Source organism: Tahibacter harae (assembly GCF_024437735.1).
Lineage (GTDB): Bacteria > Pseudomonadota > Gammaproteobacteria > Xanthomonadales > Rhodanobacteraceae > Tahibacter > Tahibacter harae.
Genome location: NZ_JANFQO010000002.1, coordinates 332,615 through 355,568 on the forward strand (window position 1 = coordinate 332,615; position 22,954 = coordinate 355,568).

The window sequence follows — 22,954 nt, forward strand, 5'->3', positions numbered from 1 at the left end:
AGCCGTCGCCCACGAATCCCGCGGCCAACGCCGCCGCCAAGGAGGCTTCCATGCTCGCAGCACGCTATCCCTACTACCTGGCCAGCAAGCCCGTCGCGGCCAATACCGGTCTGGAAGTCACCGACAAATACACCGGCAAGGTGGCCACGCGCGTCGCCCTGGCCGATGCCGCGGCCATCGACGCCGGCATCGCCGCCGCGGTGGCCGCGCAGGAAGCGCTGCGCCGCTTCGCGCCCTACCAGCGCCAGGCGGTGCTGGAACACTGCGTAAAGCGCTTCCGCGAACGCGCCGAGGAAATGGCCCTGGCCCTGTGCGTGGAAGCCGGCAAGCCGATCCGCGATTCGCGCGGCGAAGTCTCGCGCCTGATCGACACGTTCAAGGTCGCCGCGGAAGAAAGCGTGCGCATCGACGGCAGCGTCATCAACCTGGAAATTTCCGCCCGCGCGCGCGGCTACCGCGGTTTTTCCAGGCGCGTGCCCATAGGGCCGTGCTCGTTCATCTCGCCGTTCAATTTCCCGCTGAACCTGGCCGCGCACAAGGTCGCGCCGGCCATCGCGGCGGGCTGTCCCTTCGTGCTCAAGCCGGCCAGCCGCACGCCGATAGGTGCGCTGATCATCGGCGAAGTGCTGGCCGAGACGGATCTGCCCCAGGGCGCGTTCTCCATCCTGCCGGCGCACCGCGACGGCGCCGACCTGTTCACCACGGACGAGCGCTTCAAGCTGCTCTCCTTCACCGGCTCGCCGGCGGTAGGCTGGGATCTCAAGGCCCGCGCCGGCAAGAAGAAAGTGGTGCTGGAACTCGGCGGCAACGCCGCCTGCATCGTCGACGCGGACCAGCGCGAACGCCTGGATTTCGTCATCGAGCGGCTGGTATTCGGCGCGTTCTATCAGTCCGGCCAGAGCTGCATCAGCGTGCAGCGCATCCTCGCCCATGCGGACATCTACGACGAGCTGCGCGAACGTCTGGTGGCGAAGGTGGAAACGCTCAAGAGCGGCGATCCGCGCGAGGAAGACACCTTCATCGGCCCCATGATCGACGAGCGCGAGGCGCAGCGCCTGGAAGGCTGGATCAAGGAAGCCGCCGGCGCCGGCGCGCGCCTGCTCTGCGGCGGCGCGCGCCAGGGCGCAATGCTGCAGCCGGCGGTGCTGGAAAATGTGGACCCGGCGCAGAAAGTGTCCTGCCAGGAAGCCTTCGGCCCGGTCGTGCTGCTGCAGCGCTATACCGATTTCGAGGCCGCCCTGGCCGAGGTCAACCACAGCGATTTCGGCCTCCAGGCCGGGCTTTTCAGCTTCGATACGCGCAAGGCCCTGCGTGCCTGGGACGTGCTGGAAGTCGGCGGCGTCATCGTCGGCGATGTGCCCAGCTTCCGCGTCGACAACATGCCCTACGGCGGGGTCAAGGATTCGGGCCTGGGCCGCGAGGGCATACGCTACGCGATCGAGGACATGACCGAGTTGCGCCTGCTGGTGCTGCGGGACTGAGGAGCAGCCATGCGCCCGCTGATCATTCCCGCCTTCGCCGCCCTCGCCGCCCTCGCCAGCTCCGGCGTGCCGGCGCAGACACCGGCCCATCCGTTTCCGCAACACCTGCCGTACGCCGCCGGCAGCATCCGGCCCAGTCACCGCAGCCAGGCGCAGCTGGACCAGGATGTGCGCGAGGCCTATGCACGCTGGAAGACGGCGTATCTGCGCACCGCCGGCAGCGACGGCGGGCTCACGCTGTACCGTGTGCTGTGCGATACCGACAGCGCGGGCAATACCGTGTCCGAGGGCCAGGGCTACGGGCTGGTCATCGTCGCGCTGATGGCCGGCGCGGAGACTGAAGCGGCGGCCATCAGCGCCGGGCTGTGGCGCTACGCGGACCTGCATCCCAGCGGCAACGACAGCCGCCTGATGAGCTGGAACATCAACGCCGCCGGCCAGGTGCAGCAGGGCAATACCAGCGCCTTCGACGGCGACAACGATCTCGCGCTGGGCCTGCTGCTGGCCGCGGCGCAATGGCCCGGCGGCGCGAACGGTGTGGATTTCCGCGCCCGGGCGCTGGAGGTGATTGCCGGCCAGGCCGCCTCGGCGATGGGGCCGGCTTCGTACCTGCCCCTGCTCGGCGACTGGGTGACGCCCAACGGCGCGCAGTACAACCAGTACACGGTGCGGCCTTCGGATTTCATGCCGGCGCACTTTGTGAACTTCGCCGCCGCGGCGAACGCGCCGCTGTGGATGCAGGCTGTGGCCGCCGCACGCGCAGCGACCGAGCATCTGCAGGGCAGCTACGCGGCCAATACCGGCCTGATGCCGGATTTCGCGGTGCGCGAAAGCGCCGCGGTGACGACGCTGCGGCCGGCGGATCCAGGCTTCCTGGAAGGCGCCAACGACGGCAACTACAACTACAACGCCGGCCGCGTGCCCTGGCGCCTGGCCACCCATGCCCTGCTCCACAGCGACGTCGCCAGCGCGCGTCAGGCGCGGCGCATTTCGCAGTGGGCGCAGGCCTCAACCGGTGGCGTGGCAACGAATATCCGCCCCGGCTATCGGCTCGACGGCACGCCGCTGGCGACCGACTATTTCAGCAGTTTCTTTGCCGCGCCCATCGGCACGGCGGCCATGGTGACGCCAGCCCAGCAGAGCTGGCTCAACGCGATCTACGACAGCGTGCGCACGCGCCAGGAAGGCTATTACGAAGACAGCGTGGCGCTGCTGTCGCTGCTGCTGATGAGCGGCACGTACTGGGATCCGGTGGCCATGGACCGCCTCTTCGCCGACGGCTTGCAGCGCATCACGCCCTGAACGGCGCGAGCGTTACAGCCGCGACCCGGCGGCGCCGCGCGCTGCAGCGGCCGCCGCTGCAACGCGGCCGCCGGTGCAGGCATCAGACTTCGTCGAGGCGCTTGGCCGCGGCCACGCCGGCGGTCTGCAGCGCCGCGGCCGCGGCGCGGTCCGCCGCGTCCGGCACGACGACAATGGTCGGCAGCACGACGATGTTCTCGTAGCTCGGTGCGGCGGCGTTGTGCTGCACGTTAGGGGTGCCGGCGAACAGGCTGATCGTGGCCAGGCCCAGCGCGGTGGCGCAGGCGGCGGCGAACTTCGGCGGCAGAGTGGAAGAAGACAGGAAGCGATACGCAGTCATGGCGGTACTCCAGGGGGTTGCTGCACTTGCCCTGACTTGGATGAGCACCGGCATGAATCGGTTGCGTGGTTTTGCCCCAACTGATGGCAGGGTTCGCACGCTTCGGCGCAGCGCCGCGGAAACGGCATGACTTCCGGCCGCCTGTACGCCGCAGCCGCGGGCATGACTTGCGGCACGGCAGCGTGCACTGCCGTGCCGCGCGATCACTGCGGATGGCGTACCTGGCCCGTACCGCTGACCACGTAGCGTTCTATGGTCAGCGATTCCGCGCCCATGGGCCCGTAGGCATGCAGGCGCGTGGTGGAAATGCCGATCTCGGCGCCCAGGCCCAGCTCGCCGCCGTCGCTGAAGCGCGAGGAGGCATTGACCATGATTACCGCCGAACGCAGCGCCTGGATGAAGCGCTGCGCCTGGACCGGCTCGCCGGTGGCTATGACTTCGGTGTGGTCCGAACCGTAGCTGCGGATATGCGCAATCGCCGCGTCGAGATCGTCCACCACGCGCACCGCCAGCACCAGGTCGAGGAATTCCGCCGCGTAGTCCGCCTCGGTGGCCGGCCGGCTGCCGGCGAAGAAGTCGCGGCTGCGTTCGCAGGCGCGCACTTCCACGCCGCGCGCCTGCAGTGCCGCGGCCGCCAGCGGCAGGAACTGCGCGGCGATATCCGCGTGCACCAGCAGGGTTTCCAGCGCATTGCACACGGCCGGGCGCGTGGTCTTGCCGTCGATCAGCAGGCGCAGCGCCAGCGCGGTGTCGGCCGAGGCATCGACGAACAGGTGGCATACGCCTTTGTAGTGCTTGATCAGCGGCACGCGCGCATGCTCGGCGGCGAAGCGGATCAGGCCTTCGCCGCCGCGCGGTATGGCCAGGTCGACGATGTCGCTGAGCTGCAGCAATTCGATGATGCTTTCGCGGCGCAGGTCTTCCAGCGCGCTGACCGCCGCGGCACCGATGCAGCAGGCTTGCAGCGCCCGGCCCAGCGATGCGGCGATGGCGCGGTTGGACTGCTGCGCCTCGGAACCGCCGCGCAGGATCACGCCGTTGCCGGCCTTGAGGCAGAGTGCGGCCGCATCGGCCGTCACGTTGGGCCTGGCCTCGTAGATCATTGCGATCACGCCCAGCGGCACGCGCACACGCTGTATGCGCAGGCCGTCGGCGCGCACGTCCTCGCGCGTGACCTGCCCCACCGGATCGGGCAGGCCGGCCACATGGCGCACGCCGGCAACCATGGCGGCGACGCGCGCGGCATCCAGGCGCAGCCGGTCCAGCAGCGCCGCCGCCGTGCCACGGGCCGCGGCGGCCGCCATGTCCTGCGCATTGGCGGCGAGGATCTGCGCTTCGTCCTGCTCCAACTGCGCGGCCATGGCCAGCAGCAGTGCGTTGCGCGCGGCGCCGTCGAGTTCAGCCACCTGCTGCGCGGCCGCGCGGCAGGCCAGGGCTTGTTCCTTTACCGTGCGCATCAGGCGCCGACTCCGCTGAGGGCGACCAGATCGTCGCGGTGGACCACGGTCTCGCCGTAGCTGTAGCCGAGCAGGCTCTCGATTTCGGCCGATTTGCGCCCGGCGATGCGGCGCACTTCCGCGGCGGCGTACTGGCTGATGCCGCGGGCAATGCTGAAGACCTGGTCCTGCTGCTCAGTCTCGATTTCCACCATGTCGCCACGGGCGAATTCGCCGCGCACGCCGACAATGCCGCCGGGCAGCAGCGAAGCACCGCCGCTGCCCAGGGCGCGCGCCGCGCCCGCATCGACGCGGATGCAGCCGCCGGCCAGCGGCGCATGGCGCAGCCAGTATTTGCGCGCATGAAGGCGGGTTTCCGCGGCGCGGAAGCGGGTGCCGCGCAGGCGGTCCTGTGCCAGCAGGCGCAGCGCCTGCGCATCCGTGCCGTTAAACAGCAGCGTGCCGATGCCCGCGGCGGCGGCCTTCGTCGCCGCTTCCAGCTTGGTGCGCATGCCGCCGGTGCCGGCGCTGCTGCCGGCGCCGCCGGCCATGGCGAAGATGGCCGGCGTCACCGCGGCAACGTCGTCCACGGGCACGGCGGTGGGGTCGGTGCGCGGATTGGCCGAATACAGGCCGTCGATATCGGTCGCGATAAGCAGCAGGTCCGCATCGACCAGGGCGGCGACGATGGCGGCCAGATTGTCGTTGTCGCCGAGTTTGAGTTCGTCCACGGCAACGGTGTCGTTCTCGTTCACCACCGGCAGCGCGCCCAGCGCGAGCAGTTCGCGCAGGGTGGCGCGGGCGTTGAGGTAGCGGCGCCGGTTGCGCAGGTCGTCATGGGTCAGCAGCACCTGGGCCACGGGCCGGTCGAAGAAGCGCTGCCACAGCGCAACCACCGTGGTCTGGCCCAGCGCCGCCAGCGCCTGGCGCGCGGCCAGGCCGTGCGCGGTCTCGGGCTGGGCGCGCACCAGCGCGCGGCCGGCGGCGACGGCGCCGGAAGAAACCAGCACCACCTCGCGCCCGGCGCGATGGCTGGCGGCGATGAATTCCGCCAGGCCCAGCGCGTAGCGCGTGCTCAGGCCGCCGCCGTTGGCGGCGAGCAGGCTGCTGCCCACCTTGAGCACGGCACGGCGCCAGCGCGGCAGCTCCTGTTCGCTGTGGCGCCGCGCAGTCATGCGGCGCCGCCCAGCGCGGCCCAGCGCTGCTGCAATTCGTCCAGGCGCAGATCCGCCGCGCCGCCCGGCGACACGCGCGCATCCAGGCTGGACTGCGGCGTGCGTCCCTGCCCCGCCTCGGTCGCGGCTTCGGCAGCGCGGCGATAGGCTTCGCGGAACGGCACGCCCGCGGCGGCCTGTTCTATGGCGACATCGGTGGCGTACATGCTGGGCTCGATCGCGGCTTGCAGCGCCGGGGCATTCCATTGCAGCGCCTGGAGCAGTCCCGGCAGCAACGCCAGCGCGCCCAGGCCGCGGCCGAAGCCGTGCACGATGGAGCCCTTGCTGAACTGCAGGTCGCGCTGGTAGCCGGAAGGCAGCGAAAGCAACTGTTCCACTTCGCAGCGTGCCGCGGCGACGGCGGAATAGCTCGCCCGCATCAGCTCGACCACATCCGGATTGCGCTTGTTCGGCATGATGGACGAACCCGTCGTATACGCCGCCGGCAGCTGCACGAAGCCATATTCGGCAGTGGTGAACAGGCTCAGGTCCCAGGCCAGGCGGCGCAGGTCCAGCAGGGCCGAGGCCAGCGCATCCAGCGCGGCCAGCTCGAACTTGCCGCGGGACAGCTGCGCATAGATCGGCGAAACCTGCAGCCGCGCGAAGCCGAGTTTCTGCGTGGTGAAATCGCGGTCCAGCGGCAGGTTGACGCCGTAGCCGGCGGCGGTGCCCAGCGGGTTGGCATCGATCAGGTCCAGCGTATCGGCGGCGCGGCGCGCATCGTCGATGAAGGCTTCGGCGAAACCGGCGAACCACATTGCCGTAGACGAGACTACCGCGCGCTGCAGATGGGTATAGCCCGGCATGGGCAGCGATTGCGCCGCGGCGCGGTCCAGGCAGACGCGCGCCGCAGCGCGGCAGTGTTCGATCAAAACGCGCAGCTGGGCCTTGAGCCACAGGCGCGAGGCGACCAGCACCTGGTCGTTGCGGCTGCGGCCGGTATGCACCTTGCGGCCGGCGTCGCCCAGGCGTTCGGTTAGGCGTGCCTCGATGGCGGAATGGCCGTCCTCGTAGCGCTCGTCCAGCACGAAGCGGCCGGCGCGGAAATCCTGCGCCAGCAGATCGAGTTCGCGCAGCAGCGCGCTGCATTCCTCGGTGCTGAGCAGGCCGATGCGGGCGAGGCCTTCCACATGCGCCTGGCTGGCTTCCACGTCGTACAGGAACAGCTCGCGGTCCAGCAGTACGTCGTCGCCCGCCAGGAAACGCATGATGCGCGGATCGACTTCCACGCCTTGCTTCTGCCACAACAGGCCGCTCATGCGTCGTCTCCGGTCAGGGGAATCGCCAGGTGCTCGGGCAGGCCCAGCGCGGTATTGAGGTTCTGCAGCGCCTGGGTGGCGGCGCCCTTGAGCAGGTTGTCCAGCGTGGCCACGACGACGATGCGCTTGCCGCCAGGGGCCAGCGCGAACGCGCCGATCTCGGCGTGATGCTTGCCGGCGATGCGGCTGACCCAGGGGGCATCATCCAGCAGCCGCACCAGGGCTTCGCCTGCATAACGCTGCGCATACAGCGTGCGGATCGCGTCGCGCGTCGCGGGCTGCTGCAGCCACAGGTTGGCAGTCAGGGTGATGCCGCGGAAATGCGGCGCCACATGCGGCATGAATTCCACCGGCAGGCCCAGTTGCTCGCTGACTTCGCGCTCGTGCACATGGCCGGTGAGCGAATACGGCATCAGGTTGTCGCGCAGCTTTTCGACGTCGTTCTTGTCCGACGGCGTGGTGCCCGCGCCGGAATAGCCCGATACGCCGAAGCAGGCCGGCGGTGCGGCCAGCTGATCCCTGAGGGGTGCTATCGCCAGCTGCATGGCCGTGGCATAGCAGCCTGGATTGCTAATGCGGCGCTGGCCGCGGTAGTTGTGCCGGGTCAGTTCGGGCAGGCCGTAATACCACTGCTTGTCGAAGCGGTAGTCCGCGGAAAGATCCACGATCACGCGCTGCGGCGCGACCGCATCGATCGCCGCCACGTACGGCGCGGCCTTGCCGTTGGGCAGGGCCAGCACCACGGCATCGACAGGCTGCTGCGCGGCGGCTTCGGCGTCGAGGTTGCTGTAGCGCAGTTCGCCACGGTAGCCGGCGACGTGATCGGCCACGCGCTGTCCATCCAGCTCGCGCGAGGAGACAAAGGCCAGCTCCAGCTGCGGATGGCCCGCAACCAGGCGTATGAGTTCGGCGCCGGTATGCCCACGCGCGCCGATGATGCCCAGGGTGTGTTTCATGCCTGCCTCAGCCGATCAGGGTTGCGGGCCGCTCGCGGCAATGCGCGACACAGCGGGCGATCAGGTCGAAGTCGCCCAGTCCATACCAGAACACTTTCCATTTTTCCTGTTTGTAGCATCCGTCCGACTCGGCATAGTAGAACGGATTGACCAGGTTGCCGTGGCGCGAACGCCAGAACAGGCGCGGATTTTCCTCGCGCATGACCTGCCAGACGGCGCGGCCCAGGCCTTCGCCCTGGGCCTCGTCCAGTACGGCGAACTTGTCGAGATAGGTCAGACCTTCGGCCTCGGTCAGGATTACCGCGGTGCGGTAGTTCTCGCTGACGTAGACCCGGAACGGCGTAGTGCGCGCGAAATAGTCCTCGACCAGGCGGCGGCCGAAACTGGATTCGATCAGGCCGCGCAGGCGCGCCTGATCCACGCCGTCCCAGCTGGTGAAACGCAGCACTTTTTCGCCGCGGCGGATCAGCGTGCCCGAACCCTTGTGGGTGAACAGCTCCTTGGCCAGTTCGGCCGGGCGCGTGATCGACACCGACGAGGCCAGCGGCAGGTTCTCCAGCAGATCCTTGATCTGCTCGATCTTCAGGCGCATGCCGCCGTTGATCCAGGGCTGGCTCATCAGATGATCGTATTCGGTGGACAGGTTGATCGAATCGATCACCTTGCCCTCGCCATCGAGCAGGCCGCCGGTGCCGGTGAGGAAAATGATCTTGTACGGCTGCAGCACCTGCACCAGTTCGTTCGCGGCGAAATCGGCGTTGATGTTGAGGATCTGGCCGCTGGGCGTCTCGCCCAGGCTGGCGATGACCGGGATGGAGCCGGCGTTGAGGCTGGCCTCGATCGGCGCCAGGTTCACCGCCTGCACTTCGCCGACCAGGCCCAGGCGTTCGGCATCGAGGAAACGCGATTCAAACACACCGCCGACCACCGAAGTCGCGCGCACATCCAGGGTCTGCAGCGATTCGACCAGGCGCAGGTTCTCGGTCTGCATCACCCGGCGCACGATGGCCAGGGCCTCGGGCGTGGTCACGCGCAGGCCGTCGACGGTCTGCTTGACGATGCCGGCGGCGGACAGCTGCTCGTCCAGCTGCGGCCCGGCGCCGTGCACCACGATGGGCGTAAGGCCGACCTGCTGCAGGAAGGCCAGCGACGACGTCAGCGCCTCCAGATCGTCGCGCAGCACCGCGCCGCCGACCTTGACCACGGCGAAGCGCTTGGCGTCGACCTGGGAGAAGCGCTTGAGATACTGGTGGATCTCCTTGGCGCTGGCCATGCTGGAGAGCAGGCGCACTATGGTCTGGCGGACGTCCTTATTTGCGGCCATTTTCGATTATCCGTACGTAGCTTTCGCAGACGCGCTGCAGTTGATCCAGGGCGACCCATTCGTCCGCCGTATGCGCCTGGGCGATGTCTCCCGGGCCGTAGACGAAGGCGGTGTAGCCGGCGGCGGAGAACAAGGCGGCCTCGGTCCAGAAATCCACCGCGTTGCCGATGGGCAGGCCGAGTTCGTCGGCGATATCGCGCGCCGCCAGACGGCGCGTTTCCGCCGCGGCGGTATCACCGGCCGGCAGCGACGCGCCGAAGAACGTAGGCTCGAATTCCTCCGGGATATAAGGCCCGAGCTGGCGGAAGGTCTGCAGCAGTTCGTCCGTGTCCATGCTCGGCAGGGGGCGGAAGCCAAAGCGCACCTCGCAGCTGGGCGCAATCACATTGGCCTTGATGCCGCCTTCGACGCGGCCGATGTTGAAGCGCAGCCCGGTCAGGCCGCCGAAGCGGTGATGGGCCAGCGATTCCACATGGTTCAGCGCGCGCTCGCCCCAGCGCAGAGCCTGGTGCACCGCGCTGTCGCCCGCGGCATTCGCACCCGAGGCATGTCCGGCACGCCCGGCGAAGCGCATGCGCACCGAGCTGATGCCGCGGTGGGCCAGCACGGCCTCGGCGCGGGTGGGCTCGGCCACGAGCACGGCGTCGAAGGCGCGCGGCTGCTTGAGAAAACCGGCGATGCAGCGCGCATCGTTGGCTTCCTCGTCGGAAGAAAACAGGAAGGCGCAGTCGCCGTCGCTGGCGCGCGCGGCGGCGACCATGGCGGCGGCGGCGCCCTTGATGTCGCAGGCCCCCATGCCTATGGCGCGGTCCGCGGTAACCAGCAGGTCGAAGGGATCGCGCGTCCAGGTCGACGAAACCGGCACCGTATCCAGATGCACATTGATCAGGAAGCGCGGATTGCCGCGCACCGAATACAGGCTGACCGCGCCGGCGCCGAAATCGGTCAGCTCGTGGCGGAAGCCCGGCAGCTGCGCCTGCAGATAATCGAAGATGCCGCCGGTGCCGATGGCCCGCGGCGGATTCTGCGTATCGCAGGCGACCAGCGCGCGCAGATGCGCGAGGCAGGCATCCAGCAGGGGTTGGCCGGTGCTCACTGGCGGTTGACCTCGGCCCAGAGCGTGGAACTCATGCCGTACAGGCGGATGAAGCCTTCGGCCTCGGCCACGCCCCAGTCGGCCGACTGGGCATAGGTCGCGCCCTTGGCGTTGAGGATATGCGGCGACTTGACCGCGACGGCGTGCACCGTGGCGCCCTGGGTTTCGAGCGTGACTTCGCCGTTGACGCAGGCCTGGCTGGAGGCCAGGAACGCTTCCAGATCGCGCTTGAGCGGATCGTGGTAGAAGCCTTCGTAGACCAGCTCCACCCAGCGCCGCGCCACTTCCGGCTTGAAGCGGTTCTGGTGGCGCGACAGCACGGCTTCTTCCAGCGCGCGGTGCGCGGCCAGCAGGGCGACCAGACCCGGCGCTTCAAAGATGATGCGGCCCTTGAGGCCGATGGTGGTGTCGCCGGTATAGATGCCGCGGCCCACACCGTAGGGCGCGAGCAGCGCGTTGAGCCGGGCGAGGATGGCGTGGCCCGCCATGCGCTCACCGTCGAGCGCCACCGCCTCGCCCTGCTCGAAACTCAGGCGCACACGCAGCGCCTGCGCCGGCCATTCCGCGCGCGGCGCGCACCAGCCGCGGGCGCCCTCGCCCGGCGCTTCCCAGCGGTCGATCTCGCCGCCGGACATGGTCAGGCCGAGCAGGTTCTCGTTGATGGTGTAGCTCTTCTGCTTGGCCCGTACTTCGTAGCCGCGTTCTTCCAGATAACGCTGCTCGTAGGCGCGCACCTCCTTGTGTTCGCGCTGGATCTCGCGGATCGGGGCGATGATTTCATAGTCGCCCAGGGCCTTGACCGCGAGGTCGAAGCGCACCTGGTCGTTGCCCATGCCGGTGCAGCCGTGGGCGATGATGCGGCTGCCGATCTCGTCGCAGCGGCGCAGCGCGGCCTCGACGATGAGATAGCGGTCGGACACCAGCAGCGGATACTGGCCCTGGTAGCCCTCGCCCGCCCAGACGAAGGGCTTGACGAAGCCGCTCCATATCGCCGGGCCGCCGTCGACCGTGACATGACTGGCCGCGCCCAGCTCCGCCGCGCGCGCCTCGATGTAGGCGCGCTCCTCCGCATCCACGCCGCCGGTGTCGGCGAACACGGTATGCACGGCGTAGCCGCGCTCCTTCAGGTAGGGAATGCAGAAGCTGGTGTCCAGGCCGCCGGAAAAGGCGAGCACGACATCCTTGGCGGCGCCGGTGGAATCGGTCATGGGAAAGGTTCCAGGTTGGAAAAGGTGGATAAGAAGAAAGAATGGGCTCAGCGCTGCGCCAGCAGCGCGGCCATGACGGCTTTCTGCACGTGCAGGCGGTTCTCGGCCTCGTCGATGGCGATGCAGGCCGGCGAATCCATCACGCCGTCGGTGGCCTTGACGTTGCGCCGCAGCGGCAGGCAATGGCTGAACACGCCGTTGTTGGTCAGCGCCATCTTGGCTTCGTCGACCATGAAATGCCGGTGCGCCTCGCGGATCGGCTTTTCCTGCTCCCAGCGGCCGAAGAACGGCAGCGCGCCCCAGCTCTTGGCGTAGACCACGTCGGCACCGGTATAGGCGGTTTCGACATCATGGCTGATCGTGAGCGAGCCGCCGCTTTCGGCCGCATTGGCCTTGGCCAGCTCCATGTAGCGCGAATCCAGCACGTAGTCCGGCGTGGGGCACAGCAGCGTGACGTCCATGCCGAAGCGCGTGGCGATCAGCAGCGCGGAATTGGCCACGGCCGTATTCAGCGGCTTGGGGTGATAGGTCCAGGTCAGCACGTACTTCTTCTTGTCCAGCGTGCCGAAGTGTTCCTGCAGGGCGAGGATATGAGCCAGTTCCTGACAGGGATGGGTGATGGTCTCCAGGTTGATCACCGGCACCGTGGAATACTGGGCGAAGGCCTTCAGCACCAGATCCTCGCGGTCCACTTCCCACTGCTGGAACTTGGGAAAGGCGCGCACGCCGATCAGGTCCACATAGCGCGACAGGACGCGCGCGACTTCGGCGATGTGTTCCTCGGTATCGCCTTCCATCACCGCGCGCGGCGCGAACTCGATCGGCCAGGCGGCCTTGCCCGGCTCCAGCACCACGGCGTGGCCGCCCAGCTGGAAGGCGCCCAGCTCGAAGCTGGTGCGGGTACGCATGGAGGGATTGAAGAACAGCAGCGCGATTGACTTGCCGGCCATCTGCTGGCCCAGGCGGCTCTGCTTGAAGCGGGCGGCCTGCTGCAGCAGGGCGTCCAGCTCGGCGCGGGACCAGTCGTTGGTGTTGAGAAAGTGGCGCAGAGTCATCGAAGTCCTCGGTGTGGGCGTTGCGGGCCTGGTGCCGGGAGTTCGCTGCTCGAACATGAAAAAACCCGGCGCTGGGCCGGGTTTTCGTCGAAACACATGAAAGCTGTGCGACAACCTACCCGGCTGATGTGGTCGGGAACGGTCGGCGCGCGCGCGAAGTCATGCCGGCGGCCATGCGGGCGCTGGTCAGGATCTCGGCGTCGGAATAGTTCGGATTCATGGGTCGCGGTGTAGGAAAAGCGCGCCGATGATGCACGGAAGTTTTCCGCGGCGCAACAACACTAAGGAATAAGGGCCGGCATGGAAGCCGGCCCTCTGGAAGCAGGGATTGCAGACTCGGGAGCTGGACCGCCGGGGGCGAAAACCTTGTCCGGCGCGCCACTGGATCTCCGGCTGGCAACGCCGAGAGCGTCCGGCTGCCGGATCAGTCGGCTGGCGTGACGCTGACGCGGACGCGGATGCGCTCGCCTGGATCGAAGCTCAGCCGCGACATGTAGGTTTCGCCGCGGTAGCGGTATTCCACGTCGTAGCCGTTGATGCGGCGCTCTTCGTAGCCGCCGTCGACTTCGCGGCAGCGGCGCTCGCTGCTGACATAGGTTTCGTCGTCGCGGCGCGCGGCGCTGTTGCCGATGGCGCCGCCGGCCACGGCGCCGGCTATGGTCGCCGCCTTGCGGCCGTCGCCCTTGCCGACCTGGTTGCCCAGTGCACCGCCGATGATGGCGCCCAGCACGGTCGCGCCGGCGTTGTTGCCGCGGCGGTCTTCGCGCCGGGTGACTTCCGTGTCGTAGCACTCGCGCTCGGGACGGCTGACACGTTCGTAGGTGTAGATCGGGTCGACGCGGACCACATCGGCCCAGGCAAAGTGGACGCCTTCATCGCCATAGTCGCGCCGCTCGTTCTGGGCGTAGGCGGTGGGCAGGACCGAAAGCAGTACAGCAGCAAGCAACAACGGGAACCGACCTGACATCTTGCATCTCCGAAAGGCTGGCGGAGCGCGCGGGCCGAGGCATCGGCTTGGGCCACGGGCTTCCGGCTGCCGGCCGGAAGGTGCGCGTTCCACCATAGACTTGATGAGAATTTAACCTCAACAGGCTGAATCGGCGATAAGGCAAACGCAAGCTCCGCCAAGCTGGCCGTGGACCTGAACGATGCCGGCCACCGCCCCGCCCAGGCGCCGCAGCCGGCCTGCTACACTTTGCCGTTCATCAAGGTCGAACCGCATGAACTTCCGTCTCCATAACAGCCTGTCCCGCCGCGTCGAAGACTTCGTTCCACAGGATCCGAACCGGGTCACGCTGTACGCCTGCGGTCCCACCGTCTACAACTATATCCATATCGGCAACGCGCGCCCGGCGGTGGTGTTCGCCCTGCTCGCCCGGCTGCTGCGGCGGCATTTTCCCGGCGTGGTCTACGCGCGCAACATCACTGACGTGGATGACAAGATCAACGACGCGGCCCGCGCCGCCGGTGTGCCGATCAGCGCCATCACCGACCGCTACGCCGCCGCCTACCGCGAGGACATGGCCCGGCTGGGCGTCGACCCGCCCGATGTGGAGCCGCATGCGACCACGCACATCCCGCAGATCATCGCCATGTGCGAACGCCTGATCGCCGGCGGCCACGCCTACGCGGCCGAGAACCATGTGCTGTTCGACGTGTCCAGCTATGCGGATTACGGCCATCTGTCCGGCCGCTCGGTCGAGGACATGATCGCCGGCGCCCGCGTCGAAGTGGCGCCGTACAAGAAGAACCCGGCCGACTTTGTGCTGTGGAAACCCTCCAGCGACGACCTGCCGGGCTGGGACAGTCCCTGGGGCCGCGGCCGGCCGGGCTGGCACATCGAATGCTCGGCCATGAGCGAGGCCCATCTGGGCGAGACCATCGACATCCACGCCGGCGGCGTGGATCTGCAGTTCCCGCATCATGAAAACGAAGTGGCACAGAGCACCTGCGCCCACGGCGGCAAGGTGTTCGCGCGCTACTGGCTGCACAACGGCATGCTGACGCTGGAAGGCCGCAAGATGTCCAAGTCGGTCGGCAATACGCTGATCCTGCACGAACTGCTGGACCTTTATCCCGCCGAAGTGCTGCGCTTCGTGCTGCTCAAGGCGCATTACCGCCAGCCGCTGGACTGGTCCGACACGGCGCTGCAGCAGGCGCGGGCAACGCTGGACGGCTGGTACGGCGTGCTGCGCGATCTGGCCGCGGTCGAAGCCACTGCCGAAACCCCGGTGCCGGCCGAATTTGAAGCCGCCTTGCTGGACGATCTGAACACCCCCGAAGCCTTCGCCCTGCTCGCCGGCATGGCCGACGCCGCCCGGCGCAGCCTCGGCAGCGACCAGGCCGGCGCCGCCAAGGCGCGGCTGCTCGCCGCCGCCGGCCTGATCGGCCTGCTGCGGCAGGATCCCGAAACCTGGTTCAAGCAGACCACCGGCGGCGCGGCCGTCGATGCGGCGCGGGTCGAGGCCCTCATTGCCGAACGCAATGCCGCGCGCGCGGCGCGCGACTTCGCCCGGGCCGATGCGATCCGCAAGGAACTGGGCGAGCTGGGCGTAACCATCGAGGACGGCGCCCAGGGCACGCGCTGGCGGGTGGGTGCATGAACGAGACTTCGGCCGCCGCCGCCGAGGCGGCGCAGGACGCCATCATCGACGAATTCGCCTTCTTCGGTGACTGGACCGAACGCTATCAGTACCTGATCGACCTGGGCCGCAAGCTCGGCGATTTCCCGGCGGAGTGGAAGACCGAGGCAAACAAGGTCCACGGCTGCCAGTCTCAGGTCTGGCTGGTGCCCTCGGGCGACGCCGCGCGCATGGAATTCGCCGCGGCCAGCGACTCCTCTATCGTCACCGGCCTGATCGCACTGCTGCTGCGCGTGTATTCCGGCCGCTCCGCCGAAGCCATACTCGCGACCGAACCGCGCTTCGTGGAATCGATAGGCTTGGCCAGGCACCTCTCGCCCACCCGCTCCAACGGCCTGGCGGCGATGCTGCAGACGGTCAAGCAATACGCCCGTTCGGCGCTGGGCGGCTGAGCGCGCGCGGGGGGCGCCGCGCACAAGCCGTGCACATCCGCACGGCTCCGCATCGGTACCGCAACCGATCATGCGGCCGGCGCGTCACATGACCGGCGCCGACGCACAAGCGGCAGCCTGATCCAGGCACCGCGGCCGACGCAGCAAAAGCCACAAAGCAAGAGCCCCGCACAAGGCGGGGCTCTGCATATGATACGGCGATACGTGGATCAGTCGCCCATCTGGCGCTGGCGATGCTCCCAGCGTTCCTGCGCATCCAGACACAAGGTGGCGATGGGACGTGCTTCCAGACGCTCCAGGCCTATGTCCTCGTCGGTTTCCTCGCAGTAGCCGTAGCGGCCTTCCTCGATGCGCTTGAGCGCCTTGTCGATCTTCGCGATCAGCTTGCGGTAGCGGTCCCGCGTGCGCAGCTCGAGCGAGTTCTCGGTCTCGCGCGTGGCGCGCTCGGCTTCGTCGCCGATGTCACGCACTTCCTCGCGCAGGTTGTCGATGGTCTGCTTGGATTCTTCCACCAGCTGATCGCGCCATTCGCGCAGCTTGTTGCGGAAGAACGCCAGGTGCAACGGGTTCATGTATTCCTCGTCCGCACTCGGACGGTAGCCCGGCGGCAGCTCGATGTTGGTGGTGGCGGCCAGCGCGTAGCGCCCGCCTTCCATCGTGATGCCGGCTTCGGAGGCGGTCGGCGTGATGACGCCTTTGCGCGAATTCTTCTTGGCTTCTTCTGTAATCACTTGCTTGGTCGGTTTGCTGGAAGGGGCTGGTGTTGCAGGCGCTGCTTCGGCGGCGCTTTCCGCAGCCGGCGGCTGCGGCGTTTTCTTCGGCGCCGCCTTGGCGGACGGCGCAGACGACTCGATGCTAGCCGGCGCTTGTTTCACAACTGCGGAAGCGGCGCCGGTTTTCGCGGAACTCGTCACGGCCGGCTTCTTTGCCGCCGCCGGGGTTTTCTTCGCCGCGACTGCGGCGGGTTTGGCGGCAGGCTTCGCCGCCGTGGTCTTGACGCTGCTCGCCGCGGGCTTGCTCGCAGCCTTGGCCGGTTTTGCCGGCCTGGTGGCCTTGGGCGCCGGTTTCACCGTTTTCTTGACTGCAGTCTTGGCCGCTTTGCCGGCTGTCTTGGCAGCAACCTTCCTGGCGGGCGCCGCTGCTTTCTTCACCGCCTTGGCGCCAAGGCCCGGCTTGCCTTTGGCGGCGGCTTTCTTTGCCGTACTACCCGTGCTTTTCGCCATTTCCGTTCACCGTTGTGGCTAGGCGGCGGCGTGTTATAGCCTAAGTCCCCAGCACCGGCAACCGCCGGAAATATGCGCCCCCGCGCAAGCCAAGTCCTTCGCTTCTCGCCTCCGTGTCACGGCTAATACTCTATTTGCTTGGCCTGTACAAGCGCTGGTTGAGCCCCTTGTTCGGTGCTCGCTGCCGCTATCATCCCAGCTGCTCCGACTATGCGCGCGTGGCGGTCGCGCGGCATGGCGCGGCGCGCGGCAGCCTGCTGGCGGCCTGGCGCCTGCTGCGCTGCAATCCCGCCAGCCGCGGCGGCTTCGACTACGTACCCGAACGCTTTACGTTCCGGCGGCAGCGCAGCGCTCCGCCCCGATCCGAGGACTGATCATGATGAACTGGCTGATCCAGAATGCCGAGCTGGTCAATGAAGGCCGCCGCACGGTCGCCGACGTGCGCCTGCGCAACGGCCGCATCGAGACGATAGCGGCGCAGCTGGATGCACAGCCCGGCGAGCAGTTGCTGGACGCGGCCGGCCGCTGGCTGCTGCCCGGCATGATCGACGATCAGGTCCACTTCCGCGAGCCCGGCCTGGAGCACAAGGCCGATTTCGCCACCGAATCGCGCGCGGCCGTGGCCGGCGGCATCACCAGCTACATGGAGATGCCCAACTCCAAGCCGACCACTACCACGCTGGAAGCGCTGGAAGACAAATACGCCCGCGCCGCGGCGAAGTCGGTGGCCAATCACGCCTTCTATCTGGGCGCAACCAACGACAACCTCGATGTGATCCGCGCGCTGGATCCGCGTGCCGCCTGCGGCATCAAGATCTTCATGGGCGCCTCTACCGGCAACATGCTGGTGGACAACCCGGCCACACTGGATGCGATCTTCCGCGATGCGCCGACCATCATCGTGACCCACTGCGAGGACACGCCGACCATCGACGCCAACCTCGCGCGCGAACGCGAACGCTACGGCGAGGCGATTCCGGTGGAACGCCATCCCTATATCCGCTCGCGCGAAGCCTGCCTCAAGTCCTCCAGGCTCGCCGTGGAGCTGGCGCGCCGCCACGGCACGCGCCTGCACATCCTGCACATCACCACGGCCGATGAGCTGGAACTGTTCCAGCCCGGTCCGCTCGCGGGCAAACGCATCACTGCCGAGACCTGCGTGCATTTCCTGCAGTTTTCCGAACGCGACTACGCCACGCTGGGCAATCAGATCAAATGCAACCCGGCGATCAAGGCGGAAAGCGACCGGCTGGCCATCATCGCTGCGCTGGCCGAAGGCCGCATCGACGTGCTGGCCACGGATCACGCCCCGCATACGCTGGAAGAAAAGGCCCTGCCCTACGCCCAGGCGCCGTCGGGCCTGCCGCTGGTGCAATTCGCCCTGCAATGCGCACTGGAGCAGCATTTCTCCGGCGCCCTGCCGCTGGAGCGCATCGTCGAAAGCCTCACCCATGCGCCGGCGCAGCTGTTTGACGTGGCCGAGCGCGGTTTCCTGCGCGAGGGCTACAAGGCCGATCTGGTGCTGGTCGATCCGCACAAGCCGCATACGGTGCGGCGCGAGGAAGTGCTGTCGCGCTGCGGCTGGTCGCCGTTCGAAGGCCATACCTTCCGCAGCAGCATCGCCTCGACCTGGGTCAACGGCCGGCGCGTCTGGGACGGCAGCCAGGTCGACGACAGCGTGCGCGGCGAGCGCCTGGTGTTTGCCCGATGAAACATGTCGCTGTGCGGTTTCACCCTGCGGCTATCCGCGGCGCGCTGTTGCTCGCCATCATCCCTGCCCTGCTCGCCGTTCCTGTTTTCGCGGCGGGGCCAGCGGAAAAACACGCCGCCCCCGCGGCCACGGCTCCGCAAACGGCCCTGCCCGCGAGCGTGCAGCAGGGCCAGCTGGTAACCGCGACGGCCCAGCCCGGCAGCGAGGTCCGCGTGGGCGAGCGCCCGGTGCGCGTCGGCAAGGACGGCCGCTACGTGTTCGGCGTGGAGCGCGATGCGCCGGCTCAGCTGGAAATCAGCGTCCGCGGTCCCGACGGCCAGACCCGGCGCCATACCCTCGCGGTAATCCAGCGAAAATATAAAATCGAAAAGGTGGACGGCCTGCCGCAGCACACGGTAACGCCCGACCCGGAGCTGGCCAAGCGCATCGCCGAGCAGCAGGCCCGCGTCGCCCAGGCGCGCGAGCGCGACGATGAGCGCAACGATTACCTCGCCGGCTTCCTGCGCCCGGCCCAGGGCCGCATCAGCGGCGTCTACGGCAGCCAGCGCATCGACAACGGCGTGCCCAAGGCGCCGCACTACGGCCTGGATATTGCCGTGCCCACCGGCACGCCGGTGAAGGCGCCGGCCGCCGGCATCGTCAGCTTTGCCGCCGGCGACCTGATACTCACCGGCGGCACGGTGCTGATCGACCACGGCCACGGACTGAGCAGTTCTTTCCTGCACCTGAGCCGCATCGACGTGAAGGCAGGCGATGTGGTGAAGCAAGGCCAGGTCTTCGCCGCAGCCGGCGCCACCGGCCGCGCCAGCGGACCGCACGTGCACTGGGGCTTCAATTGGTTCGACGTGCGGCTGGATCCGGCGCTGCTGCCGCAATCGAATAAATAGCGCGCGGCAGCCGCCTGTTCGGTCCGCCCGGTCGGCGCGCTAACAACGCCGGCCGCAGCACGACTTCAGCAGCGCCGCAGCGCAGCCAGTTTCAGCCAGTCTTTCTCCCGCGCACTCGACCGTCCCACGGTGCGACTTGCCTTTTCGCACGAAAAAAAGAAGGCCCCGCTTGCGCGGGGCCCTCGACTTGCACGACCAGAACTGTCCCGATCAGAAGCTCTGGTGGTACCGGACGTAGTAGAACCGGCCAATATCGAACGCGCCGTAGTACGGCGTGCTGGACGAGGCGGGGTTCGAGTAGTTCAGACCGGCCTGGTGGTCAAACACGTTGTTGGCACCCAGCGAGATCGTTGCCTTCCACGGTGCATTCCAGCGGACCTGCAGATCGTGGAACGTGTTGGCGCCGACGCGGTTGATGGGACGGGTGTCAGACGGGTTGTACGCGATGTAGCCCGGATCGCTGCACTCGTTCGGGAAGTTGACTGCGCTCAGGCAGGTCTCCTTCGAGCTGGAGAAGTAGCGAGAACCCCAGGTGGCGCCGAAATCGCCGTAGTCCCAGCTGAACGTCGCAATCGAACGCAGGCGGAAGTTGATGCCGGCGCTGTTGGAGAACGAGTTGAACTGGCTCGGACGGGTAGTCGGATCGTCCGTCGACTTGGATTCCAGGCTGGACACGTAGGTGTTCTGCCAGACCACGCCGAAGGTACCCCAGTCGGTCGGCAGGCGGTAGGACAGGTCGAAGTCGAAGCCCTTGGTCTCGACGTAACCGGCATTGCGGTTGCCGAAGGTCAGGCTGTTGACGTAGCCCAGTTCCGGATCACGCGTGAAGCCGTTGCAGCGGGCCGCGTTGCCGTCGACGTAGCAGTCGTTGAGCTTGGTGGTCGGATCGTCCGAGACAATCGTGTTGTCGATGCGGATCTTCCACCAGTCCAGGCTCATGTTGAGGTTTTCGGAGAACTCCGGACTCCACACCACGCCCAGCGTGCTGGAACGCGATTCTTCCGGCAGCAGGTTCGGGTTGGAACCCGAGACGAAAGCAACCGGCGACTGCGCGTTGGCCACCGTGGTCGGGACGAAGCCCTGGCCCAGCTGGCGGAACGTGGCGGCGTTCTGGATGTCCTGGCCGCAGCGCGCGCGGACCGCGGCGTTGCTGGCTGCCGCGCCGTACACGGTGTCGCAGGGATCGGTGTAGAACGGGAAGGTCTGCGAGCCGCCGCCGTACAGGTCGGCGATGGTCGGCGCGCGGAAGCCGTCGGCGCGGGTGCCGCGGAACAGCAGCTGGTTGATCGGCTTCCAGGTGAAGCCCACCTTGTTGTTCGTCGTCTTGCCGAAGGTGTCGTAGTCGGAGTGACGCGAAGCGATGCTGATGTTCAGGTCCTTGGCGAACGCGACGTCCTTCAGGATCGGCACGAACACTTCGGCGTACAGCTCGTCCACCTTGTAGCTGCCGCCGGTCGGGCCGGCCGCCAGGTTGGTCGAACCGCCAGTCTGCGACAGCGCGTCCGGCAGGAACTCGCCGTTCTCGGAGCGGTGTTCGGCACCGAAGGCGAACGAGAGGTCGCCGGCCGGCAGGGTCACGATCGGACCGGTCAGGTTGGCCGAGTAGATCTTGGTCTCGGTCATGCCCGTGGTGTGCTCTTCCTGGAACAGGTAATTCTGCAGTTCCGGGTTGTTATAGAGCCCACCGTCGCCCGTGCGGCCGTACGGCAGGAACGGGTTCCACGGCACGCAGGTCGAGAACGGGATCGGGTTGGCGGCGGTACCGCACTGCACGCGGCCGGCGCCGTTGAGGAACGACGGACCGACGGCCTGGGCCACGCGGGCCAGGTTCAGGTTGCCGTAGGCGCGCTGGTTCAGCTTGTTCTGCGAGTACAGGTAGCTGACATCCCAGTCGAAGGTGCGGTCGGCCAGCTCGAACGAGCCTTCCAGGCCGAGGGTGGCGCGGAAGTTCTGCAGGCTGCTGGTGGTGACGCGCGGCACTTCCCAGGTACGGCGCTGGAAGCTGGCCGCAGCCGGGGTGGCTGCACCGTGATGGCTGCCGATCGGGTTGAAGTAGCTGTCGCGCGACATGGTGGTGCCGGGGAACGACGCGCTCTGGAACGGATAGCCGGCGACCTGGCGGCTGGAGTCGCGGTCGCTGTACATCACGTCGCCGCGGAAGCGCACATAGTCGCTGATCTGGTAGTCGCCGGAGACGAACAGGTTCTTCGTTTCCAGCGGCGTGCGCAGATCGGTCACCATGTTGGTGTTGGTGACGTCGCCGTTCGGCGCCGAGGCGTTGGTCGGATGGTAGTTCGTGATGTCGTACGGGTTGCCGCCGCGGTCCAGCACGACGTTGCCGCCGTTGGCCGCCGTGCGCACCAGCACGCCCCACTGGCTGACCGTGGTCCAGCCCAGGTACGGGTGGAACTGGCCGCGCGGATAGCGCGAGAACTCGCGATCGGAACCGTGGACGACCTTTTCCTCGCTGTATTCGGCAACGGCAATCAGCGAACCGCGATCGCCCTTGTAGCCGATGGTGGCGTCCCAGCGCTGGATGTCGCCGTCGCCTTCACTGTACTGGCCCCAGTAGCCGTTGGCTTCCATGCCTTCGAAGTTGCTGCGCGTGATGAAGTTGATCACGCCGCCGATGGCATCGGAACCGTACACGGACGAGGCGCCGTCCTTGAGGATTTCCACCGACTGGATGATCGCGGTCGGGATCGTGCTGACGTCCTGCAGGCCATTGGTGTTGATGCCCAGGCGCTTGCCGTTGACCAGGACCAGGGTGCGCTGCGGACCGAGGTTGCGCAGGTCGATGAAGGAACCGCCCGGCGATTCACCGGCGGACAGCGGTTCAGCGCGGCTGATGGCCGGCGAGCCGGTGGCCGACACGTTCTGCAGGATGTCGGCGACGGACTGGAAGCCCTGACGCTGGATTTCGGCGCGGTCGATGACGAGCACCGGCTGGGCGGTTTCCAGGTCGACCTTGCGGATGCGCGAACCCGTGACTTCCACGCGTTCGAGCTGGGCCGGTTCGTCCGAAGCAGACGGCGTCTGCGCGAAAGCGAAAGCCGGCGCCAGGACCATGCCTGCAGAGCCGGCCACCAGCGCATAGCGGACGGCGCGTACAAGCACATTCTGATCAACTGTCATGCGTAATTCTCCTACTCGTATAGGTGTTCGGTACGGGCCGGAAATTACAGACCGTACCGCTCCCCAGATCACCCATTGACGTCCACAGGCTCACTGCCGACGCCAACCGAGTGGTGCGGATCGTGGTGGTAAACGGAGCTAAAAACCCCAGGCCAAACTACCGTGCAGGTGCCGCAATTATTGTACGAAGCTCGACGTAGTCCGCTCCGGGGCGAGCAGCCCGTGCAGCGCTCGCGCTTCGAGGGCATAGGCCCATAGAAGGACACGATTGCAGGCATGGCTGCGGCCCGAGG

General features: G+C 67.6%; 19 protein-coding genes. 7 read left to right on the forward strand and 12 right to left on the reverse strand.

Going from position 1 to position 22,954, the window contains the following annotated elements:
* Positions 1-50 precede the first annotated feature (50 nt).
* A complete protein-coding gene (locus NM961_RS02975; RefSeq protein WP_255911105.1) occupies positions 51-1,481 on the forward strand; it encodes an aldehyde dehydrogenase family protein in 1,431 nt (476 codons plus the stop codon).
* 9 nt (positions 1,482-1,490) lie between these two features.
* A complete protein-coding gene (locus tag NM961_RS02980) occupies positions 1,491-2,783 on the forward strand; it encodes a glycosyl hydrolase family 8 (protein WP_255911108.1) in 1,293 nt (430 codons plus the stop codon).
* An 82-nt stretch (positions 2,784-2,865) separates the two neighbouring features.
* Here NM961_RS02980 and NM961_RS02985 read toward each other — a convergent pair whose 3' ends face one another.
* The 10 genes from NM961_RS02985 to NM961_RS03030 form a co-directional block, all read right to left on the reverse strand.
* Positions 2,866-3,123: a hypothetical protein gene (locus NM961_RS02985; protein WP_255911111.1), complete on the reverse strand. Its 258-nt coding sequence runs from the start codon at positions 3,121-3,123 to the stop codon at positions 2,866-2,868.
* A gap of 203 nt (positions 3,124-3,326) precedes the next feature.
* The gene (locus NM961_RS02990; protein WP_255911114.1) at positions 3,327-4,580 is read right to left on the reverse strand and encodes a glutamate-5-semialdehyde dehydrogenase; all 1,254 of its coding nucleotides are present in this window, start codon (positions 4,578-4,580) and stop codon (positions 3,327-3,329) included.
* Positions 4,580-5,734 carry a glutamate 5-kinase gene (gene proB, locus NM961_RS02995; protein ID WP_255911116.1) on the reverse strand — a complete coding sequence of 385 codons (1,155 nt, stop codon included), beginning with the start codon at positions 5,732-5,734 and terminating at the stop codon, positions 4,580-4,582. Before proB ends, NM961_RS02990 begins: the two co-directional genes overlap by 1 nt.
* Positions 5,731-7,032: an argininosuccinate lyase gene (gene argH / locus NM961_RS03000; protein WP_255911119.1), complete on the reverse strand. Its 1,302-nt coding sequence runs from the start codon at positions 7,030-7,032 to the stop codon at positions 5,731-5,733. The genes proB and argH overlap by 4 nt, the downstream gene beginning before the upstream one ends.
* Positions 7,029-7,988: an N-acetyl-gamma-glutamyl-phosphate reductase gene (gene argC, locus NM961_RS03005; RefSeq protein WP_255911121.1), complete on the reverse strand. Its 960-nt coding sequence runs from the start codon at positions 7,986-7,988 to the stop codon at positions 7,029-7,031. The genes argH and argC overlap by 4 nt, the downstream gene beginning before the upstream one ends.
* A 7-nt stretch (positions 7,989-7,995) precedes the next feature.
* Positions 7,996-9,312 (reverse strand): acetylglutamate kinase, encoded by a 1,317-nt coding sequence (locus NM961_RS03010; protein ID WP_255911123.1) that lies wholly within the window; start codon positions 9,310-9,312, stop codon positions 7,996-7,998.
* On the reverse strand, positions 9,299-10,408 hold the full coding sequence (locus NM961_RS03015) for an acetylornithine deacetylase (RefSeq protein WP_255911125.1): 1,110 nt from the start codon (positions 10,406-10,408) through the stop codon (positions 9,299-9,301). The genes NM961_RS03010 and NM961_RS03015 overlap by 14 nt, the downstream gene beginning before the upstream one ends.
* Positions 10,405-11,616, reverse strand: a complete 1,212-nt coding sequence (locus NM961_RS03020) for an argininosuccinate synthase (RefSeq protein ID WP_255911127.1) — start codon at positions 11,614-11,616, stop codon at positions 10,405-10,407. The genes NM961_RS03015 and NM961_RS03020 overlap by 4 nt, the downstream gene beginning before the upstream one ends.
* A 47-nt stretch (positions 11,617-11,663) precedes the next feature.
* The gene (locus tag NM961_RS03025) at positions 11,664-12,671 is read right to left on the reverse strand and encodes an N-acetylornithine carbamoyltransferase (RefSeq protein ID WP_255911129.1); all 1,008 of its coding nucleotides are present in this window, start codon (positions 12,669-12,671) and stop codon (positions 11,664-11,666) included.
* Positions 12,672-13,095: 424 nt separating this feature from the next.
* Positions 13,096-13,638, reverse strand: coding sequence for a glycine zipper 2TM domain-containing protein (locus NM961_RS03030; RefSeq protein ID WP_255911132.1), 543 nt, complete (start codon positions 13,636-13,638; stop codon positions 13,096-13,098).
* A gap of 253 nt (positions 13,639-13,891) precedes the next feature.
* Here NM961_RS03030 and cysS point away from each other — a divergent pair, with 253 nt between their 5' ends.
* Complete coding sequence (gene cysS, locus NM961_RS03035) at positions 13,892-15,274, forward strand: cysteine--tRNA ligase (RefSeq protein WP_255911134.1); 1,383 nt, start codon at positions 13,892-13,894, stop codon at positions 15,272-15,274.
* Positions 15,271-15,705 carry a SufE family protein gene (locus NM961_RS03040; RefSeq protein WP_255911136.1) on the forward strand — a complete coding sequence of 145 codons (435 nt, stop codon included), beginning with the start codon at positions 15,271-15,273 and terminating at the stop codon, positions 15,703-15,705. The genes cysS and NM961_RS03040 overlap by 4 nt, the downstream gene beginning before the upstream one ends.
* Before the next feature lie 209 nt (positions 15,706-15,914).
* Here NM961_RS03040 and dksA read toward each other — a convergent pair whose 3' ends face one another.
* A complete protein-coding gene (gene dksA, locus NM961_RS24345; RefSeq protein WP_439334188.1) occupies positions 15,915-16,928 on the reverse strand; it encodes an RNA polymerase-binding protein DksA in 1,014 nt (337 codons plus the stop codon).
* 158 nt (positions 16,929-17,086) lie between these two features.
* Here dksA and yidD point away from each other — a divergent pair, with 158 nt between their 5' ends.
* Genes yidD through NM961_RS03065 form a run of 3 tightly spaced genes read left to right on the forward strand, consistent with a single transcriptional unit; the run spans position 17,087 to position 19,526 of the window.
* Positions 17,087-17,302 (forward strand): membrane protein insertion efficiency factor YidD, encoded by a 216-nt coding sequence (yidD, locus tag NM961_RS03055; protein ID WP_439334189.1) that lies wholly within the window; start codon positions 17,087-17,089, stop codon positions 17,300-17,302.
* 2 nt (positions 17,303-17,304) lie between these two features.
* The gene (locus NM961_RS03060) at positions 17,305-18,639 is read left to right on the forward strand and encodes a dihydroorotase (protein ID WP_255911145.1); all 1,335 of its coding nucleotides are present in this window, start codon (positions 17,305-17,307) and stop codon (positions 18,637-18,639) included.
* Positions 18,640-18,671: 32 nt separating this feature from the next.
* Positions 18,672-19,526, forward strand: a complete 855-nt coding sequence (locus tag NM961_RS03065; RefSeq protein ID WP_255911318.1) for a M23 family metallopeptidase — start codon at positions 18,672-18,674, stop codon at positions 19,524-19,526.
* A 210-nt stretch (positions 19,527-19,736) separates the two neighbouring features.
* Here NM961_RS03065 and NM961_RS03070 read toward each other — a convergent pair whose 3' ends face one another.
* Positions 19,737-22,661, reverse strand: a complete 2,925-nt coding sequence (locus tag NM961_RS03070) for a TonB-dependent receptor domain-containing protein (RefSeq protein WP_255911148.1) — start codon at positions 22,659-22,661, stop codon at positions 19,737-19,739.
* Positions 22,662-22,954: the final 293 nt, after the last annotated feature.

What these genes read in the sequence shown, in the direction of transcription:
- cysS (WP_255911134.1), top strand. Translation starts at nt 13,892, where the DNA reads ATGAACTTCCGTCTCCATAACAGCCTGTCCCGCCGCGTCGAAGACTTC.
- NM961_RS03025 (WP_255911129.1), bottom strand. Translation starts at nt 12,671, where the DNA reads ATGACTCTGCGCCACTTTCTCAACACCAACGACTGGTCCCGCGCCGAG.
- dksA (WP_439334188.1), bottom strand. Translation starts at nt 16,928, where the DNA reads ATGGCGAAAAGCACGGGTAGTACGGCAAAGAAAGCCGCCGCCAAAGGC.
- NM961_RS02985 (WP_255911111.1), bottom strand. Translation starts at nt 3,123, where the DNA reads ATGACTGCGTATCGCTTCCTGTCTTCTTCCACTCTGCCGCCGAAGTTC.
- NM961_RS03040 (WP_255911136.1), top strand. Translation starts at nt 15,271, where the DNA reads ATGAACGAGACTTCGGCCGCCGCCGCCGAGGCGGCGCAGGACGCCATC.
- argC (WP_255911121.1), bottom strand. Translation starts at nt 7,988, where the DNA reads ATGAAACACACCCTGGGCATCATCGGCGCGCGTGGGCATACCGGCGCC.
- NM961_RS02980 (WP_255911108.1), top strand. Translation starts at nt 1,491, where the DNA reads ATGCGCCCGCTGATCATTCCCGCCTTCGCCGCCCTCGCCGCCCTCGCC.
- argH (WP_255911119.1), bottom strand. Translation starts at nt 7,032, where the DNA reads ATGAGCGGCCTGTTGTGGCAGAAGCAAGGCGTGGAAGTCGATCCGCGC.
- NM961_RS03070 (WP_255911148.1), bottom strand. Translation starts at nt 22,661, where the DNA reads ATGACAGTTGATCAGAATGTGCTTGTACGCGCCGTCCGCTATGCGCTG.
- NM961_RS03030 (WP_255911132.1), bottom strand. Translation starts at nt 13,638, where the DNA reads ATGTCAGGTCGGTTCCCGTTGTTGCTTGCTGCTGTACTGCTTTCGGTC.
- NM961_RS03060 (WP_255911145.1), top strand. Translation starts at nt 17,305, where the DNA reads ATGATGAACTGGCTGATCCAGAATGCCGAGCTGGTCAATGAAGGCCGC.
- NM961_RS02990 (WP_255911114.1), bottom strand. Translation starts at nt 4,580, where the DNA reads ATGCGCACGGTAAAGGAACAAGCCCTGGCCTGCCGCGCGGCCGCGCAG.
- NM961_RS02975 (WP_255911105.1), top strand. Translation starts at nt 51, where the DNA reads ATGCTCGCAGCACGCTATCCCTACTACCTGGCCAGCAAGCCCGTCGCG.
- NM961_RS03020 (WP_255911127.1), bottom strand. Translation starts at nt 11,616, where the DNA reads ATGACCGATTCCACCGGCGCCGCCAAGGATGTCGTGCTCGCCTTTTCC.
- NM961_RS03010 (WP_255911123.1), bottom strand. Translation starts at nt 9,312, where the DNA reads ATGGCCGCAAATAAGGACGTCCGCCAGACCATAGTGCGCCTGCTCTCC.
- proB (WP_255911116.1), bottom strand. Translation starts at nt 5,734, where the DNA reads ATGACTGCGCGGCGCCACAGCGAACAGGAGCTGCCGCGCTGGCGCCGT.